This is a genomic window from Pseudomonas sp. CH61, assembly GCF_059429415.1.
Genome location: NZ_CM182098.1, coordinates 3,439,601 through 3,457,471, shown reverse-complemented (window position 1 = coordinate 3,457,471; position 17,871 = coordinate 3,439,601). Strand labels below are relative to the sequence as shown.

21 protein-coding genes are annotated in these 17,871 nt (G+C 54.4%); 16 read left to right on the top strand and 5 right to left on the bottom strand.

Features of this window, described 5'->3' with window-relative positions:
• Positions 1-15 precede the first annotated feature (15 nt).
• From AC5SEM_RS15455 to AC5SEM_RS15420, 8 genes are all read left to right on the top strand, one after another.
• A complete protein-coding gene (locus AC5SEM_RS15455) occupies positions 16-612 on the top strand; it encodes a hypothetical protein (protein ID WP_495470727.1) in 597 nt (198 codons plus the stop codon).
• 351 nt (positions 613-963) lie between these two features.
• A complete protein-coding gene (locus AC5SEM_RS15450; protein WP_495470726.1) occupies positions 964-1,515 on the top strand; it encodes an Imm15 family immunity protein in 552 nt (183 codons plus the stop codon).
• A 25-nt stretch (positions 1,516-1,540) separates the two neighbouring features.
• Positions 1,541-1,972 (top strand): hypothetical protein, encoded by a 432-nt coding sequence (locus AC5SEM_RS15445; protein ID WP_495470725.1) that lies wholly within the window; start codon positions 1,541-1,543, stop codon positions 1,970-1,972.
• Between the two features lie 216 nt (positions 1,973-2,188).
• Positions 2,189-2,911 (top strand): hypothetical protein, encoded by a 723-nt coding sequence (locus AC5SEM_RS15440; RefSeq protein WP_495470724.1) that lies wholly within the window; start codon positions 2,189-2,191, stop codon positions 2,909-2,911.
• A 352-nt stretch (positions 2,912-3,263) separates the two neighbouring features.
• Positions 3,264-3,746 (top strand): DUF4265 domain-containing protein, encoded by a 483-nt coding sequence (locus AC5SEM_RS15435; RefSeq protein WP_495470723.1) that lies wholly within the window; start codon positions 3,264-3,266, stop codon positions 3,744-3,746.
• A 325-nt stretch (positions 3,747-4,071) separates the two neighbouring features.
• Positions 4,072-4,389 (top strand): hypothetical protein, encoded by a 318-nt coding sequence (locus tag AC5SEM_RS15430; protein ID WP_495470722.1) that lies wholly within the window; start codon positions 4,072-4,074, stop codon positions 4,387-4,389.
• A 198-nt stretch (positions 4,390-4,587) separates the two neighbouring features.
• A complete protein-coding gene (locus AC5SEM_RS15425; RefSeq protein WP_495470721.1) occupies positions 4,588-4,851 on the top strand; it encodes a PAAR domain-containing protein in 264 nt (87 codons plus the stop codon).
• A 79-nt stretch (positions 4,852-4,930) separates the two neighbouring features.
• Positions 4,931-5,326, top strand: coding sequence for a hypothetical protein (locus AC5SEM_RS15420; RefSeq protein WP_495470720.1), 396 nt, complete (start codon positions 4,931-4,933; stop codon positions 5,324-5,326).
• A gap of 110 nt (positions 5,327-5,436) precedes the next feature.
• Here the strand turns inward: AC5SEM_RS15420 and AC5SEM_RS15415 are convergent, their stop codons facing one another.
• The gene (locus tag AC5SEM_RS15415) at positions 5,437-6,585 is read right to left on the bottom strand and encodes an aldose epimerase family protein (protein ID WP_495470719.1); all 1,149 of its coding nucleotides are present in this window, start codon (positions 6,583-6,585) and stop codon (positions 5,437-5,439) included.
• A 332-nt stretch (positions 6,586-6,917) separates the two neighbouring features.
• Here AC5SEM_RS15415 and AC5SEM_RS15410 point away from each other — a divergent pair, with 332 nt between their 5' ends.
• The 4 genes from AC5SEM_RS15410 to AC5SEM_RS15395 all read left to right on the top strand — a co-directional run bounded on the left by AC5SEM_RS15410 (position 6,918) and on the right by AC5SEM_RS15395 (position 10,432).
• A complete protein-coding gene (locus tag AC5SEM_RS15410; RefSeq protein ID WP_495470718.1) occupies positions 6,918-7,667 on the top strand; it encodes a hypothetical protein in 750 nt (249 codons plus the stop codon).
• 196 nt (positions 7,668-7,863) lie between these two features.
• Entirely contained in the window at positions 7,864-9,078 is a 1,215-nt protein-coding gene (locus AC5SEM_RS15405) for an MFS transporter (protein ID WP_495470717.1), read from the top strand.
• A 234-nt stretch (positions 9,079-9,312) separates the two neighbouring features.
• A complete protein-coding gene (locus tag AC5SEM_RS15400; RefSeq protein ID WP_077573721.1) occupies positions 9,313-10,098 on the top strand; it encodes a sulfite exporter TauE/SafE family protein in 786 nt (261 codons plus the stop codon).
• Between the two features lie 7 nt (positions 10,099-10,105).
• Positions 10,106-10,432 carry a hypothetical protein gene (locus tag AC5SEM_RS15395; protein WP_495470716.1) on the top strand — a complete coding sequence of 109 codons (327 nt, stop codon included), beginning with the start codon at positions 10,106-10,108 and terminating at the stop codon, positions 10,430-10,432.
• Between the two features lie 36 nt (positions 10,433-10,468).
• Here AC5SEM_RS15395 and AC5SEM_RS15390 read toward each other — a convergent pair whose 3' ends face one another.
• Positions 10,469-10,933: a GNAT family N-acetyltransferase gene (locus tag AC5SEM_RS15390; protein WP_495470715.1), complete on the bottom strand. Its 465-nt coding sequence runs from the start codon at positions 10,931-10,933 to the stop codon at positions 10,469-10,471.
• A 208-nt stretch (positions 10,934-11,141) separates the two neighbouring features.
• On the opposite strand from AC5SEM_RS15390, the gene AC5SEM_RS15385 reads away from it, so the two are divergent.
• Positions 11,142-11,705, top strand: a complete 564-nt coding sequence (locus AC5SEM_RS15385; protein WP_495470714.1) for a DUF4174 domain-containing protein — start codon at positions 11,142-11,144, stop codon at positions 11,703-11,705.
• A 155-nt stretch (positions 11,706-11,860) separates the two neighbouring features.
• Here AC5SEM_RS15385 and AC5SEM_RS15380 read toward each other — a convergent pair whose 3' ends face one another.
• Positions 11,861-13,045, bottom strand: a complete 1,185-nt coding sequence (locus AC5SEM_RS15380; protein ID WP_495470713.1) for an AAA family ATPase — start codon at positions 13,043-13,045, stop codon at positions 11,861-11,863.
• Between the two features lie 458 nt (positions 13,046-13,503).
• Between AC5SEM_RS15380 and AC5SEM_RS15375 the strand changes: the two genes are divergently transcribed.
• On the top strand, positions 13,504-13,794 hold the full coding sequence (locus AC5SEM_RS15375) for a DUF6124 family protein (RefSeq protein ID WP_495470712.1): 291 nt from the start codon (positions 13,504-13,506) through the stop codon (positions 13,792-13,794).
• Between the two features lie 16 nt (positions 13,795-13,810).
• A complete protein-coding gene (locus AC5SEM_RS15370; RefSeq protein WP_007918666.1) occupies positions 13,811-14,077 on the top strand; it encodes a hypothetical protein in 267 nt (88 codons plus the stop codon).
• 92 nt (positions 14,078-14,169) lie between these two features.
• Here AC5SEM_RS15370 and ampC read toward each other — a convergent pair whose 3' ends face one another.
• Positions 14,170-15,327 (bottom strand): class C beta-lactamase, encoded by a 1,158-nt coding sequence (ampC, locus tag AC5SEM_RS15365; protein WP_495473473.1) that lies wholly within the window; start codon positions 15,325-15,327, stop codon positions 14,170-14,172.
• Positions 15,328-15,496: 169 nt separating this feature from the next.
• On the opposite strand from ampC, the gene AC5SEM_RS15360 reads away from it, so the two are divergent.
• Entirely contained in the window at positions 15,497-16,369 is an 873-nt protein-coding gene (locus AC5SEM_RS15360; protein ID WP_495470711.1) for a LysR family transcriptional regulator, read from the top strand.
• A 128-nt stretch (positions 16,370-16,497) separates the two neighbouring features.
• On the opposite strand, the gene gudD is transcribed toward AC5SEM_RS15360, so the two are convergent.
• Positions 16,498-17,841: a glucarate dehydratase gene (gene gudD / locus AC5SEM_RS15355; RefSeq protein ID WP_495470710.1), complete on the bottom strand. Its 1,344-nt coding sequence runs from the start codon at positions 17,839-17,841 to the stop codon at positions 16,498-16,500.
• Between the last annotated feature and the right edge of the window lie 30 nt (positions 17,842-17,871).

The window sequence follows — 17,871 nt, the reverse complement described above, 5'->3', positions numbered from 1 at the left end:
AAGGGGGAGATACGGATGTTTAATGAGTTGGTTTTTACACGAGAGTCACCTACGAAAGCTGATGCATATGTAGGCGGAGGAGCCTATCTGCCGCGTAATGTGGTTTGGCCTCGGTCTGCTGATGGACAGCCCCTTACACATTTGATCTCTTTTCCTGGCACATGGTTTTCAGATGCGCTAGTAGATGAGGATTTTTGGCTTTCAATATTTATTCCTTACCTACAGGGAGAAGTAGGGCATTACAGAAAGCTAAGAGCTCTCAATGGAGTGTCCGAAGCAGTAGTTGTAGGGTATTCCCGGTCAAGCGAAGAGCGGAATGAAGCACCTAATAAAATAATCGATTGTAGAAAAGTTCAGCTTTCGTTGAATCCCGACTCTGATGATGATGAAAATTTGGCGTCTAAACTTGATGGTATAGATGCTTGGTTGCAGGCACCCATATCATCAAGTGGTGGGCGCAGGCGGGTGTCTATTTATGGCGGGGATTTAGATGCTTCTCTCCCCAACAACAAAGGCATACTGTCGGATGGTATGGGCTATCTTTTCCTAGATGATGAATTTTTAGCGAAAAAAGGAACCGGGTGCGGTAGCTTTTTTCTTCAATTAGGATAGTCGAACGGTTTTTAAGCAACCATGACGGGAAACCTTTGCTGTACCGCGAGTTACCAAGACTTGATGTTAGCAAGCTGATGAAGACAGCAAGCGCGGCTGTAAAACTGCTCTGGGACAGACCACGTTTCTGAAGGTTTTTTAAGCGTGGTTTGCCTGATTCGAAAGCTTGAATTGTTCCTGGACAGATTGGGTTTTTTGAATCTTTGAGAGATATTACCAAAAGTTCAACGTCTAGCACGGTAATGAATGGCCACCCTGACTCGGTATCAATACGTCATAGCGACCGGGCGCCTATCGAAGACTTCGATCAGACTTGGAGTGGTTAAACTATCCCGGATGAGCAACCCTTAAATGATGCTGGCTGAAATTTATAGAAAAATTATAAGCCAAGAACCCTACAAAGATATGGGTGTATTCTTTGAGAGTTACGAGAGCTTCGAAGAGATACCGCTTGTGTCTAGATACAAGCGGTTGGATTTTCTAAAAAAAGAGATGAGCAACGATAAGGTTTCGGAAGTGCTGGCGGGGGTCGCTATCTTTCTGATGAGTCTGATAAAGATAATGCGCGAAACGGACAAGTGTAGCTTCTATGCCATAACTTTTACGGATTTTTATGGGGTGGATGAGCGCGAGATTATTGTCCCCAATATTTTTGTTTATCCCGGGGTGGCTTCAGTTGGATTTATCGATAAGATAAAAGAAAAAAGCGCAGGAGACGTGTCGAAAGAAATGAAAGAGGTAATAAATAAATTTCATAAAATAGGTGGTGAAGCTATCTTCGATTTTTATGAAAGTAGATTTTATGACTCCGCATGTGATGAGGAAGTTATTAGGGTCTTTGTCGTACCCAAAGAGGTAGATAATAGGGTTGGCAAGTCGAGCTTCCGAAGTCTTAGGCCTTAAAGCGCTATGGGTGAATAAAGCTGGGATGAATTCAATTGATTTTAAGAGATATAACGTCGGCTCGATTATTCGTCCAGCAGATAATTTCGACGCGCTTAAGCAGCAGATCGGATTTTTGGTAAAGGTTGTGGATGCATTGGATATCAAATTCTCTGATTGCGAGAATGATCCTTTGCGTCTTGCTAAGGACTATGTGGATGGCAGGATCCCCATTGAAACCTGTAAGGCTGAGGCTGCGTTTTGGTGGGCAAAACTCGATGAGAAAGGCGCAATACGAGACTTTCAAGACAGGGACGTATTACTGGCGCGGCTAGCTATCTGTCTGCTGTCAAATGATGAAGATGATGTTTCTGTAATGGGAGACAATCTTTCATGGTTTTTTGAGGTGCTGGGATTCTTGAAAGTAGATATGACGATGCCAATGAGAATGATGATTGAGTATTTTGAATTTAAATGAATTTAAAGATCACTAGGCAGGGAGCAGTGTAGTGGTGCTGTGAGGCGTAACTTGCCGGTTACGCTGGGACGGCGACAAACTCACCTTCGAACGCAGCCCGACGCAAAGCGATGGGGAACCAGGTCGCACCGTGCACTACGTCTGTGAACGTGCGCTTTTGTCTGTACGGCATGCACCAATCATACAAAGATCCCTACAGCTCCAGCGGGCCGATAAATGAATTTTGATCATATTATTTTTATTGCGAGCACCGACTGCTTTTCAGCAAAGCTCTTAGGGGAGCGTTATGCTGATAATCTTGATGGTATAAAGAATATCGCCAGGGCGGCGACTCTGGAGTTAATGAATGGAGATACTGACTATTACTACGATGCAGATTTTAGAGAGGAAAGAATAAGTAAGACAAAAAACGATTTTTTCCAAAAGCTCTCGACGCTTAGCGATTCAATTTCTGGAAGATTTGCAGAGCTTGACTCAATTGCTAGCCAGCGAATACTAAGTCAGAGCGCCAATTCGATTCAACTTATAAAGAGCGTGTCTGCCAGAATATATTGGTTGAATACCGACGACTTTCAGATTGAAATTTCTGAAGAACTAATCGAAGCAGTCATTCAGGCTCAGCTTGTGGAAGTGCCTTTAGACACAGATCTTGCTTGGGAAGAAATTCATGAGCGATGGGAGTATTCATTATCCGAGTGGGATAAATACATAAAAAATATTATGAAAGAGGTTCCTGGCGCGATCTGTGCGATATTTAACGATCTTTACAACTTGCCGCTTTCTTTAAACTACCTGAATGTCTGGAGTGAAAGGTTGTCAAGAAAACACTTTATGACTCTGATCAAGGCCATTGAAGATGAAGCTTTCTTGGAAGTGGAAAAAATCGATAAGGGTTACGCAGAGCTGGTCAGGCCTACTATGAAACAGTTTTACGACTGAAGGATTTTTAACGGGCGGATCACGGTTTTAATACTATTTAAATCCAGTCTGTGCCTGTTAAGTTTCGGCGAGTAAAGTTTGTGGCGAAGTTCGAATAGGGCAGAGCTTGTTGAGAAAGAAATTTGCTGAAAACAAACCTACCGGCGTTTTCACATGCTGGCGCTGCCAACACACGACAAGTAATCCAGACGATATGCACTTAGGACACAAGAATGTGCCCACCTGAAAAGGAGGAATCCTTGAAGACGTCAACGTGGATCTTGAGGGAGCATTGTGTAACCTTAGCGCGGAGAATAGTGGTTACGTCAAGGAAGGGATGTCGTGTGTTGAACGTGGAAGTTTGGAGCCCCTTATGGAAGATAAGCAACCACCTGTGCTGATTCAGGTGTATATGGCAGACGACGATGGCGCAGTCCGTGAGGAACTGCTCGCTCGTCAAATTGGTGAAGATACTTACGAGCTACTCTCATCGCCTGGGTTAGCGCAAAATCTGGCGAGAGGAGATATTGTTTCAATTAAGGATAAAAATGCACCTGCAGAGGTACTAAAGCGAGGCGGTAACTTCTGTATTCAAATCTATGCAGATTATATTTCCCCGGAGGATGTAACTGCGCTTGAGAATGATGTCATTCGAGAGTTAGATGGTACATTGGATGGTTTATGCGAGGGAGTGTTCGCATTAGCTATCCCTGCAAAGAATGGAATGGAGAAAATCAACGCTTTTTTTGATAAGTTTCGTGAAAAAAACGGCGTCGAATATTATTATGCGAACGTCTATAAAAATCTTGACGATGACAGTGACGAGACGCTTTTGTACTGGTGGTTGGATAGCTGACGGCTGATTAGTGAATAGCTTACAGCTATCTGCTTGAGCTTGTTTTTAATTAATAAAGTTTTCGGAGATAGATTGCGTTTGGAGAATTAATTAAGCGTAGTCTGTCCCGGTAAAACTCAGGCGGTTGAGAGGTCAGGGTTCGCAATTACGGAAACTTGAATGCCTGCCCTCACAGATCTGGCAATAACTCACACATCCATAAACAGGATCCGTCCAATCATTAACTGGATAATGAGGGTAAAGTTTCCACCGATCCTAATAAAACTCACTTTGGCATTCGTAATCCTGCCGATTTACCAGCTGTCCGAAGGAGACCACACGGATCATGAGTTATGAATACAAATTGGTGTTTGACGATAACTTTACAGTCCTGCATGTCATCGACATTGTTAAAGCTAGTAGTGCTTGTGTTCGCTCGGGCGACGGTGATCTTTATTTGAAGGATCACTCGTTGAATAGCAGTGGGGCTTACGATACTCGTCTCATTTATGGGGATGATGAATTCCTGTGGCTCCAAGTGAATTTCCAATCAGCAGAACTGTACGCCCTACTTAAAACAGCACTCAATGGAAGAAATTTCAGGTGTCTTGAAGATGGGGACGAGGATGAAGAGGTTGGCTTAAATGAGGCCTTCCGCGTATAGGTTGACTCTCGGTCAAATTGCAGCCGAATAGCCACTTTTTAATCTCTAAAAATTTATGAAATATATCAGGGGCAGGCCACGTTTTTGAAGGTTGATTAAACGCAACCTGCCTCTGATAAAACTCTCTGCCATTGGTGGCCGAAAGACGCGAAATTGATCGAGGCTGCAGTCAACCCTCGTAGTCGAAGGAATGACAACATGAAAGACGCCATTCGCTTGGGCGACTCCACCACTCACGGTGGCAAAGTCCTCGAAGCCTTTTCCCAGACTGACCTCAACGGCAAGCCGATTGCCGGGGTCGGGCACAAGGTCAACTGCCCGTTGTGCAAAGGGGTTTTCCCGATTGCCGAGGGCAGCAGCACTTACACCGTCGATGGCACGCCCATCGCGCTGGACGGCATGAAAACCGCCTGCGGCGCCGCGCTGATTGCCAGTGGCCCGAAAGGAGCGGTGGTCAGTTGAATCCGCGAGGGGCGCTCTTCGTTCGCCCTCAGGAATACTGCAAGTAAACAACCTGGCTTCATCCATTAAAGGAATAAACATGAAGAATATCGCTTTGATCCTCGCACTGACCTCCGCTCTCGGCACCGTCAATGTTGCTCACGCAGAAGGACCGGACGCCGCTACGTTGAAAGGGATGTACGACACTGGGCGCAACATGTCCGGGCTGATTAACCATTGCGTCGACAAAGGTTTCCTGAAAGCTGAGAGCACAGTGAACGCCAATAAGATGGTGGCGTTTGTTGCTGGTATTCCAGGGCAGATGGACAAGAGTGACGGCGATAAGAACGAGGCCCATGGTCGCAAGGGTGAGGTATTGGACGATGGTCAATACAAAACCCTGGCGGCCAATCTGCCGCCGAGTCTGACGCTCAAGCAGTGGTGCGAGCAGGCGGATCAAGGCATGCGTCAGGGGTTGGAGCGTGTGGGTCTGTAATCTCCTTGGTGATTGATCGTTCTCACTCGCAGCAAAGGAGTGCCTCAAGGGACGCTCCGCGTTCCAGTTCGCGAAGGGACGCGGAGCGTGGGAACGATCAGCGTTGGAGGTTATTTTGCGGAGAACTTCAACACCACGCTGTGGCTGTAAGTCTGCCCCGGATCAAGGCGTGTACTCGGGAAGTTAGGCTGATTCGGTGAATCCGGATAATGCTGAGTCTCCAGAGTAAACGCGCCCCAGTGCGGATAGACCTTGCCACCCTTGCCCTTGACCGTACCGTCGAGGAAGTTGCTGGTATAGAACTGCACACCCGGCTCCGTGGTGAACAACTGCAGGACGCGACCGGACTGCGGGTCACTCACCTCAGTCGCAACTTTGCCGATATCACCCTTGGTATCCAGCGCCCAGTTGAAATCAAACCCACCCTGTTTCGGCTCGGCGAATTTCAGCTGCGGATGATCTGCCTTGATGTGCGTGCCGATTGCGGTCGGTTTGCTGAAGTCCATCGGCGTGCCGGCCACGGGTGCCAGTTCGCCGGTCGGGATCAGTTTGGCGGTGACCGGGGTGTAATGGCTGGCGTGCAGGGTGGCGACCTGTTTGAGAATGTCGCCATTGCCGGCGCCGGCGAGGTTGAAGTAGCTGTGGTTGGTCAGGTTGAGCACAGTCGGTTTGTCGGTGCTGGCCTTGTAGTCGATGCGCAGCTCGTTATTGTCGGTGAGGCGATAGGTCACTTCGGTGGTGAGGTTGCCGGGGAAGCCCATTTCGCCGTCCGCCGACAGATAGGTCAGGGTCACGCCGACTGAGTCCTTGTCCTTGGTTTCCTGGGCCTTCCAGACTTTCTTGTCGAAGCCCTGCGTGCCGCCGTGCAGCGCGTTGGTCTTGTCGTTCTGCGGCACTTGATAGCGCTTGCCGTCGAGTTCGAACGCACCTTCGGCGAGGCGATTGCCGAAGCGGCCGATGGTCGCGCCGAAGTAGGCGGTGCCTTTCTGGTAGCCCTGTACATCATCGAAGCCGAGCACGACGTCGTCGAACTTGCCGTGCTTGTCTGCCACCTTCAGCGATTGCAGGGTAGCGCCGTAGGTGATGACGGTGGCTTGCATGCCGTGGCTGTTGCGCAGGATGTATTGCTCGACGGGCGTGCCGTCATTGGTTTTGCCGAAGGCTTTGTGTTCGGCGCTGAGGCCGGCCGCGTTGGCGGAGAGGGTGGCGATCATCAGGGACAGTCCGAGGCCGGAGAGCAGGTGACGGGATTGAAGCATGGTTGACCTTCCTTTTTGTTGTTGTTTTCAAAATGGCGCCGATGCCGTGTAGGAGCTGCCGCAGACTGCGATCTGTTAAACCCCAGAGTCAAAAGATCGCAGCCTGCGGCAGCTCCTACAGAGTAACTAGTCATGCTATTTGTATGCGCAGTGAAGATCTATAGTTGATTAATCGTTTATTTCAACAATAAAGACAGACTAATTGGTTGAGCAGGCATTGCCGAAGGTCGGCTGGTCGTGCGCACCACTGCACTTTTTCGCAATCGGCGGCTCTATCCATGGCCAGGATGCGGTGACTCCCGCCGCACAGGAATGTGCCTGTTCGAGATTTCATGCCGAGAGTTTTTGCCCTGATCACTGCTTTTATCCGCCGCCCGTGCCTGTTGCTGGCCTGTTTGTCGTTGCTGCTGTTCAGCGGTTGCAGTCACCAGGACGGCAACGGCTTCTTCAATCAGATGCGTGAAGGAAAGCCGCAGGAGTTCTTGCAGACCAGCGTCGACCGCATGGCCACGCTGGCGATGCGCGACAACCTCAGCAGCCTCTATCGCTTGCAAGCCAAGCTGTACCTGCGCAACCCGGAAGAACTGCGCAAGTCGGGCTTTCTCAACATCCATGCCGCCGTGAAACAGGTGCGCCAGGCCATTGAGCAGCAACAGCCGCTGCCGGTGTTGGGTGGCCGAAAGGACCTGGCGGCGCTGAGCTTTGCGATGAGCCCGGAGTTTCTCGGTGACCGTGTCGGCGCGTTCATCTATGCGATCGGCAGCATGCTGGTCACCGCCCATGGCAATCGCACCGAGTTCTATATGACGGACGCGATCAACCCGACGTTCGTTCACAACGCTGCACGCAATATCGAAAAAGCCACGTGGATTTTGTCCCAGCGGCAGAACAAGGAAGGTCAGCCGCTGCTGTTTTCCAATGAGATCTCGGAGGAGGGCAGCAACCTGAGCTTCGCCACCGAGTTCGGAAAAATCGTCGCGCGACTGGACCTGATCACGCAGATGCTCGATGAGCGCTACCGGCGGATCGGCCTTAACTACGCGCAGAGTTTGCTGTTCCTGAATTTCTTGCCGGTGCAGTGAGTTCCACGAAAACCTGGGGAGTGCAGATATCCAGTGTGGGAGCGAGCCTGCTCGCGAAAGCGGTGGATCAATCAACACTTCAGTGCCTGAAAGAGCGCATTCGCGAGCAGGCTCGCTCCTACATTGATCGAATAGCTAAGGTTGTTTTTGTATACAATCCGTCACCGCTATTGATCAAAATGGAGCCGCACCCGTCATGACCGACCCCGCCAGCGCCGATTTCACTCGCGTCGACCGCACCGCCCGTGCGGACAAACTGCCTTATGCCGCGTTGCTGGCGTTCGCCATGACCGGTTTCATTGCCATCCTCACCGAAACCCTGCCCGCCGGGTTGCTGCCGCAAATCGGCGCCGGGCTCGACGTCAGCGAAGTGCTCGCCGGGCAACTGGTGACGCTGTATGCGCTGGGTTCGATTGTCGCGGCGATTCCGCTGACCGTCGCCACGCGCGGCTGGCCTCGGCGCCGGGTTTTATTGATGACGGTCGGCGGGTTTCTGCTGTTCAACACCGTCACCACGTTCTCCAGCCATTACGGCTTGACCCTGGCTTCGCGTTTTCTCGCCGGGATGGCGGCGGGGTTGTCGTGGGGGATCATGGCCGGTTATGCGCGCGGCATCGTGCCGGTGCATCAACAGGGGCGGGCGCTGGCGATTGCCATGCTCGGCACGCCGGTGGCGCTGTCACTGGGCACCCCCGCAGGGACGTGGCTGGGCAATCTGATCGGCTGGCGCGCGTCGTTCGGGATCATGTCGGCGCTGGCCCTGGTGTTGGCGGCGTGGATTGTCATCGCCGTGCCGGATCGTCCGGGGCAAACCAGTGATGAACGTCTGCCGTTGCTCGAATCGATGCGCCTGCCGGGCGTGCGGCCGGTGTTATTTGTGGTGCTGACGTGGATGCTCGGGCACAACATTCTCTACACCTACATTGCGCCATTTCTGATGCAGGCCGGGCTGGCTGACCAGGTCGATCTGGTGCTGCTGGTGTTTGGCCTGTGTTCGCTGGTGGGGATCTGGATTATTGGCATGCTGGTTGATCGCTGGCTGCGCTGGCTGACGTTGATCAGCCTCGCGGTGTTTGCGCTGACGGCACTGGTTCTGGCGTTGGCAGCGCCGTCACCGCTGGTCATTTACGCCTGCATGGCGGTGTGGGGACTGTCGTTTGGCGGCTCGGCAACCTTATTGCTCACCTCTGCGGCCGACTCTGCTGGTGATCACGTCGACGTGGTGCAGGCGATGCTCACCACCTCTTGGAACGTGGCGATTGCCGGGGGCGGGTTGTTTGGTGGGTTGTTGCTGGATCGGGCCGGGGCGATGTCGTTTCCGTGGGCGTTGCTGATTCTGTCGCTGATTGCCCTGGCCACGGTGTGGATCAACAAAAACCACAGCTTCAAAACTGGCCGAAGGGTGCATTGATTCATCAGCCACCCCCACGACCCCCTGTGGGAGCGAGCCTGCTCGCGAATGCGGTGGATCATTCAACTCATGTGTCGACTGACACAATGTATTCGCGAGCAGGCTCGCTCCCACAGGGGGAATAGGAATTGAGTTCGATATGGCATAACGATAGACCGCATCGATATATGTGGTTATAAGAAAAATCGCTATGCTGCGGGCCAGATTTTTCCTGTCGTTTTTCTGGACGTGTTAATGGAATTGGCGAATTTCGGCCTGGTGATTGCCGGGCTGGTGGTGGGTTTTATTGTCGGCATGACCGGTGTCGGTGGTGGTTCGTTGATGACGCCGATTCTGCTCTGGTTCGGCATCAACCCGGCAACGGCGGTGGGCACTGATCTGTTGTACGCCGCCATAACCAAATCCAGTGGCGTCCTCGTTCATCGTAAAAACAAGAACATCGACTGGGCCATCACCGGTTGGCTGACCCTCGGCAGCGTGCCGGCGGTGGCCATGACCCTGTGGTTCCTCAGCACCCTGCACACCGCGCCGGACGCGATGAACGCCATCATCAAACAGGCGCTGGGTTTCGTGCTGTTCGCCACCGCGCTGGCGATCTTCTTCAAGAAACGCTTGCTCGAGTTCGCTCACAAACGCGCCGGTGGCAACTACAACCCGAGCGGTTCACGGCTGAACGTGATGACCGTGATCACCGGTCTGGTCCTCGGCACCATGGTTGCCCTGACCTCGATCGGTGCGGGCGCCCTCGGCACTGTCGCGCTGTTCATCCTTTATCCGCTGCTGCCGACCCGTCGCCTGGTTGGCACCGAAATCGCCCACGCCGTTCCGCTGACGCTGGTCGCAGGCCTCGGCCACGCGAGCATGGGCAATATGGATTGGGGCGTGCTGGGCTTTTTGCTGGTGGGTTCGCTGCCAGGCATCTGGCTCGGCAGCCACCTGACCGGACGCATTTCCGATGAAGTACTGCGCCCGTGCCTGGCGACGATGCTTGTACTGATCGGCTACAAACTGGCGTTCTGATTCGGCCATGACTGAAACCACTGTCCACTGCGATGGCCGCCTCGCCATCACCGTCGAACCGCGTGAGATGCGCATGAGCCATTGGCTGTACGCGCCGCGGGTAGTCGATCTGCAGCGTCAGAAAGTGCTGCTGGATCTGAGCGAGAGTCTGTGGGATTTGCTCGGTACCGCCGATGAGGCGGCCAATGGCATCGAGCTGGTGCTGCGCAAATACCCGGGCGATCGGGCGTCGGTGAGGTTGAGCGTTGAACTCGACAGCGGTGAACTCAAGCTCGGTGGACAACCTGTCGATCCTTCACAATTGCTCTCGGCGCTCGATTCAGCGCTGGGGTGAGGCGGTACAGCCTGCGGCGAGCCGCCTCACCACCGGTTAGCGCTGAATGACGTATTTCATCACTGTCACCGGCAAATCGTCGTAGACCAGTTCTTCAACCACTTCCCAACCCAGCCGCGCATACAGCGACTGCGACGTGTCGGTGTACAGATACACCTCCTGCACACCCAACGCCGCCGCTTCTGCAACCACTCGATTGACCAGTTGCGAAGCAATCCCGCGTCCACGTTCCTCGGCCTTCACATAAACCCCGGCCAGCCATGGCGTCAGATTCGGGCGCAACTTCAGATCGTTTTCGATCAGCAGCGCGCCGCCCAGCAGTCGCGAACCCTCTAGCGCTACCACGACGCTCGGCACGGCACCTTTGCCGCAAGACTCGCGCATGTGTTCGATACGGTCCTCGACGGTTTGTCCGGGACGAAACTCGCCCCACTCCTTGAAGTTGAGCGTGGCCAGTTCTTCGATCAATTCGGGGTGATTGCACAGATAATCGATGTGCATACGGGTGAACTCCATTTCATGGGCAGAACTGCCACCCTAATGCGGTCATAAAAGGTAATCAAATCCGCGTTGCGATCACCTCGGATAGGTTGCGCAATGTCGCGCCTGTCCTAAGCTTCTGACTAGGCGGAAGATATTTGCCGGGTTGGCCCGGAACAATCGCCACGATGCGCAATCATTAGAGCGTGGATATCAAAAGGAGATGCGCATGCTCATCAGGTCATTGACCCTGACACTCTTGCTGGCGATTGCCGGCCCCTTGTTCGCCGCTGACAACGATTCGCCCATCGCCGGGGACATGGGCCGTGCCCGACCGCTGATCGTGATCGCACAAAGCACGGTCGACCCCGTGTGGGTAGCCCTGAAAAAGTCGCTGGAAGACCCCGCGAACAAAAAAGGCGTAGCCGACCGCAACATCAAGGTCTACACCATCCTCAACATGTCCGGCCAGCTCGACGGCAAGGACATGGGCCAGCAAGACACCATGGCGCTGCTGCGCTCGCTGAAGCTCGGTGCCGGGGCGTATCCGAAAGTGTTCCTGGTGGGCAAGGACGGCGAGACCAAACTCTCGGCGTCGGGGGATGAGGCGAAAGCGGTGGATTTGAAGAAAATCTTCGACACCATCGATGCCATGCCGATGGCTGAGAATGAAGCGGCCGCTGCGGCTCAAGCGCCGGTTGCTGCTACGCCGGAACCTGCCAAAGGCGCGAAGAACGCGAAGCCGACCAAGCCTGCGAAACCGAGCAAGCCGCCGGAAATGCCGGATGATTGATCGCGCTGTCACTGAATAAAACGCGTCCCCTGTAGGAGTGAGCCTGCTCGCGATAGCGGTGTATCAGTCACCATCAGCGTTGACTGATACACCGCTATCGCGAGCAGGCTCACTCCTACATATTTGCGGACACCGAAGCCCTCACTGCAACCTGTCTACCCACGGCTATCGCCCTCATCAAGCAGGTAAACCAGCACACCTTTGGTATCACCTATGACCAGTGGAGAACGCGTGGTCAACACGAACTGGCAATTGGGAAAGGTCGCGCTTAATTGCGTAGTCAGACCGAGCTGCCATTGCGGATCCATGCGCAATTCCACATCGTCGATCAGAACAATGCCGCCACCGTGCAGCGGGTTGTCCATCGATGGATTCATCATCGCCAGACGCCTGGCCATGTCACCCACCCACGCAATCATCGACTTTTCGCCAAGCGAGAGCTGAGTGACATTGAATGTCGCTCCATGCTTGTCGATTGCCATATGCAGATGCGGTTTGCGTTGCACGCGCAGGTTAGTGAAATCCGGCATGAACGCGGTGAGGGCCGAACGAACGGCAGTCAATTGGCGATCGCGAGTGGAGGCTTTCACATTGGCCAGCGTTTTCCAGGCGTCGCTGTCAGTACCGAATTTTTCCACGATTTCGGCCAGTGCGGTATCGGAAATCCCGTCTTCGTTTTCGCTGTCTTCGCGTTCGCGGAACCATTCGAAAAAACTGCCAAAATCGGCACCCCCGTGAAAACTGGTGTCGTAGCCGTCGAGTTGATCGAAGGCTTGTTTGCCGCTGATTTTCAGCGGGACTTCTACAACGCAACGTTCGGCCGGGTAATAAGCGATCAGCGGGAGTGAGGCACTATCGTCGGCGGTGAGTTGAGTGCGGTAGTGGTCTGCAAGCAGTCTGACTTCGTTTAAATATCCACGGCCCGAAACTGCACCTTCTTGGCGACTTCGGGCAGCGCCCCATACGAATAATTCGTTTTCGGAACCCGCATCACTCTCAGATGCGCGAGGGTGTGAAGCGTCGGTGATGCCAATCGAAAGGACGGCTCCGGAGGCGCCGTTGCGAATGTCTTCATCGACAAGGTATTTGCCATTGCCTTTATTGGAGCGAATTTTTGCGATCAGCCAGCTCAGACAAATATTCAGGGATTTCAGAATGGTGGTTTTTCCGCTGCCGTTGTTTCCCACCAGTACCGTGATATTCGAACGGTGTGTCGGGGTAGGGGCAAACTGAATATCCATGTCGCCAAAGTGTCCGACATCCGTAAGCTTCAAACTTTTGATTTCCATCACTGCGCCCTTCGAATGACTGTTTTTTTGCCCGACGCCATCCTCGTCCAAAGATTGACTCGATGCAGTGTAGATACAACAAATTCATTCGCTAATCCAAAGTCGTTGCAGCATGTGCCTGCCGAAATGTCTTACACAAAGCTCCTTCAGGGCCTGCGGATTTTTCCTGCAAGTCGCGGCGGCGGTGGTGAACTGGTGGGGTTGGGGGAGGAGGGATAGTCTTCTTGGGCCGCTGCAAAAAACAGTGGTCGGGTGTGGAAGTCCGGTGTTGGTTGGGAGCGCATGTGCGCCTGTAAACACATGTTGGCGGTTTTTATGCCAACATTGTTTGCTTATGGCAGCTATGCGCAGGAGCGCTTTCGAGTGCACCGGGCTTCCCGACCTCCCCGGACTTCCACACCTGCGCAAAGCTGCCACCCTCTCGTGGAAGTGAGTTTGGCAGTTTTTTCTTCCATGTTTAGAGGTCTTTACTAATGAAAAAACATACTCCAAACCCTCCAGAATCCCCCATGGATTCGGGATCCTTCGACGCCAACAACCCCCGCTTACGCAACCCGCATCACCCCGATCCCATCAGCCACGTCTTCACCATCCTCCCCGATATCGATACCCCCACGCTGCTCTGCCACGCTTGCGAAACCCTCGCTTCACTGAACGTCCTGACCACCGACCTGGCCGCAGAACTGCAAGGTTCACCGCGCAGTCTCGCCTTGTCGATTCAGCAGTTAGCTGTGCTTGGCGAGTTGCTGGTCAACCGTGCGCTGGATAATCTCGATCCACCGGCGGCGACGCAACATTGAACAGGGAGGTTAAAACATGACGCGATACATTCCGCTGACCGGGATCGACTGCAAGATTCCCGCTCTGTTGATCGACCGCGAAGCACCGGTGGATGTGCTGCATGGCACGGCGGCTTACCGTTTGCGCTGTGTGACGCAATTAATGGAGACCTTGGCGTTGGGAGATGGCAAGGGACATGATGCCTTGCTGCTACAGGATTTCGCCCGGGTGATGGCGATTCCGTTGCGTGACAGTTGCGACTTGATGGATGTCATCGGCTGGAAGCTGCAGGCGCAGCTTTAAAGACAAAAGATCGCAGCCTGCGGCAGCTCCTACATTGACCGAGTGCAAACCCGATCCTGTAGGCGCTGCCGCACGCTGCGATCTTTTGATTTTCAGTCAGCGACAGCGCTGAGAATTGTATGGGCGATTTTCACCCGCTCAGGAATCGGGAAGTTCTTGTTAGCCATGATCACAATGCCAATGTCCTTGCTCGGCACAAACGCCACGTAAGTCCCGAATCCACCGGTAGAGCCAGTCTTGTTGATCAACACGTCATGTGGCTGCGGTTGCGGCGGGTTCAGCCACTGCACCTTGTGCGCTTCCATGGCCATTTCCGTCGAGTTGCCGGCGAGCAAACGCTCGAGACTGATCGGGTAACGGTACATCTCCCAACCCAAACCTTGAGTCATATCGCCGACCGTGTAGTACCCGGTGTGGGTGTTGGCGATGGTTTTTTGCAGGGAGGCTTCCAGCGTTTCAGGTTTCAGGTTGGCCTGCACGTAACGCAGCATGTCCACGACACTGGTTTTCACGCCGTAGGCCTGCGAATCCAGGGCGCCGGGCGTAACGCGAACCGGTTTGCCGTTCTTGTCATAGCCCTGGGCATACAGGCCCATTTGCGCGGCAGGCACGCTGAGGTAGGTGTGCTGCAAACCGAGTTTCGGCAGCAGGATTTGTGTCATCGCCTGATCAAACGGCTGGCCGAGATTCTTCGCCGCCAGATAGCCGAACAGTCCCAGACTCGGGTTGGAGTACTGGCGATGGCTACCTGCCGGATACACCGGTTTCCACTGCTGGAAATAGCCGAGCATCTTGTCAGACGAATCCGCGTTTTCCGGGAATTGCAGTGGCAAACCGCCGGCACTGTAGGTGCCCAGTTGCAACACACTGATGTTGTCGAAGGCGCTGCCTTTCAATTCAGGCCAGAGCTGGCTGGCCTTGGTCGACAGGTCCAGTTTGCCTGTCGCCTGGGCATAACCGGCGAGGGTGGCGGTGAAGGTTTTGCTCACCGAGCCGATTTCGAACAGGGTGTTTTCGCTGACTTTTTGCCCGGTGTCTTTGCTGGCGATGCCGTAGTTAAAGTAATGCGCCTTGCCGTTTACGGTCAGCGCTACGGTCAGGCCGGGAATGTTCTGTTGTTGCATCACCGGTGTCACCGCTGCGTTGACCAACGCTTGCAACTGCGCATCGTCGGGCACGGCGGCGAAACAGGAATTTGCGCCGAAGAGCAGACCGAAAGCGGCGCAGGAAATGACTTTGCTCGATTGAATGGATGACATGAATGAGCCACTCTCCATGAGTGTTGATGATGTTATCCCGCTACACTGCGGGCGATTTCTTCGTTGGGCGACCTATGAGCGCCGCCAATCTAGCCAGCGCGGCGCCAATCGGCAAACGACGAAAACTCGCACGAGCCATTAGAAAAATTTGGGACTGGGCATGATTCGACCGCAATTGCCGCTCAACGCACTGCGCGCCTTTGAAGCATCCGCGCGTCATTTGAGCTTCACCCGCGCTGCCGTGGAGCTGTGCGTCACCCAAGCAGCGGTCAGCCATCAGGTCAAAAGCCTCGAAGCGCAACTCAACGTTACCCTGTTCAAACGCCTGCCCCGTGGGCTGATGCTGACCAGCGAAGGCGAAACTTTGTTGCCGGTGCTGAGCACCTCGTTCGATCACATCGCACAGATACTCGAACGCCTCGCCGGTGGACAGTACCGCGAAATGTTGACCGTTGGCGCGGTGGGTACGTTCGCCGTGGGTTGGCTGTTGCCGAGGCTGGCGGACTTCCGGGCGAAACATCCGCTCATAGATTTGCGGCTGTCGACCAACAACAATCGCGTGGATGTCGCGGCGGAAGGGCTGGATTACGCGATTCGCTTCGGTGCTGGTGCGTGGCACGGGATCGAGGCGACGCGGTTGCTCGATGCGCCGCTGTCGGTGTTGTGCGTGCCGGAGATCGCTCGGCAATTGCATTCGCCGGGGGATTTGTTGCAGCAGACGCTGCTGCGTTCCTATCGCACCGATGAATGGCCGGAGTGGTTTCAGGCTGCCGGGTTGGCGACTCAAGCGGCACCGCCGCAGAGCATCGTTTTCGATTCTTCGCTGGCGATGATGGAGGCGGCGTTGCAGGGTAGCGGGGTGGCGTTGGCGCCGCCGCTGATGTTCGCCCGGCAACTGGCGGCGGAGGCGATTTGTCAGCCGTTTGCGATTGAGATTACGACGGGGAGTTACTGGTTGACGCGGTTGCAGTCACGCCCGGAAACGGCGGCGATGTTCGCCTTCAAAAACTGGCTGCTGCAAATCTCTGGTTAATGCAAAACCCTTGTAGGAGTGAGCCTGCTCGCGATAGCGATGTGTCAGTCAACATTTACATCAACTGACACACCGCTATCGCGAGCAGGCTCACTCCTACAGGGACCGTGGTGGATTGGATATCAGGTTCAGCGCACCAGACACGGCCGCTTGTTATCGAACTTCCACCCCGGAATCAGAAACTGCATCGCCACGCTGTCATCCCGTGCGCCGAGGCCCATGTCTTTATATAGCTCGTGAGCCTTGGCCACCTGATCCATATCCAGCTCGACACCCAGCCCCGGTTTTTTCGGTACTTGCACCAGACCGTCGACAATTTGCAGTGGCGCCTTGGTCAGGCGCTGGCCGTCCTGCCAGATCCAGTGGGTGTCGATCGCGGTGATCTCGCCCGGTGCAGCAGCGGCGACATGGGTGAACATCGCCAGCGAAATATCAAAGTGGTTGTTGGAATGCGATCCCCAGGTCAGACCCCATTCATGGCACATCTGCGCCACGCGCACCGATCCCTGCATGGTCCAGAAATGCGGGTCGGCCAGCGGGATGTCCACCGACTGTAACTGGATCGCATGACCCATTTCGCGCCAGTCAGTGGCGATCATGTTGGTGGCGGTTTTCAGTCCAGTAGCGCGACGGAATTCGGCCATCACTTCGCGGCCGGAATAACCGTTTTCCGCACCGCACGGGTCTTCGGCATAGGCCAGTACATGATGCTGGTCGCGGCACAAACGAATGGCTTCTTTCAGTGGCCAGGCGCCATTCGGATCAAGGGTAATCCGGGCATCAGGAAAGCGTTCGGCCAGCGCCGTTACTGCTTCGATTTCGGCATCGCCGCTGAGCACACCGCCCTTGAGTTTGAAGTCCTTGAAACCGTACTTGGCATGCGCCGCTTCGGCAAGGCGCACCACGGCTTCGGCCGTCATGGCCTTCTCGTGACGCACGCGGAACCATTCATTGTCGGCGTCCGGTTCGCTGCGATAGGCGAGGTCGGTTTCGCGTTGATCGCCAACGTAAAACAGATAACCGAGCATCTTCACTTCATCGCGTTGCTGACCTTCGCCGAGCAATGCCGCCACCGGTACATCGAGATGCTGACCGAGCAGGTCGAGCAGCGCCGCTTCAAGTCCGGTCACGGCGTGAATGGTGATGCGCAGATCGAACGTCTGCAGACCACGACCGCCGGCATCGCGGTCAGCGAAGGTCTGGCGCACTTGATTGAGAATCTTCTGCCAGGTGCCGATCGGGCTGCCGACCACCAGGCTGCGTGCATCTTCCAACGTCTGTCGAATGCGCTCGCCACCGGGCACTTCACCGACGCCGGTGTGGCCGGCGTTGTCTTTGAGAATGACGATGTTGCGGGTGAAAAACGGCCCGTGGGCGCCGCTCAGATTGAGCAGCATGCCGTCGTGGCCGGCCACCGGGATGACTTGCATGTCGGTGATGATCGGGGCTTTGGCGGTGTCGTGTGCAGTCATGGTTTTTATCCTTCTTATTCGCAATCTTTA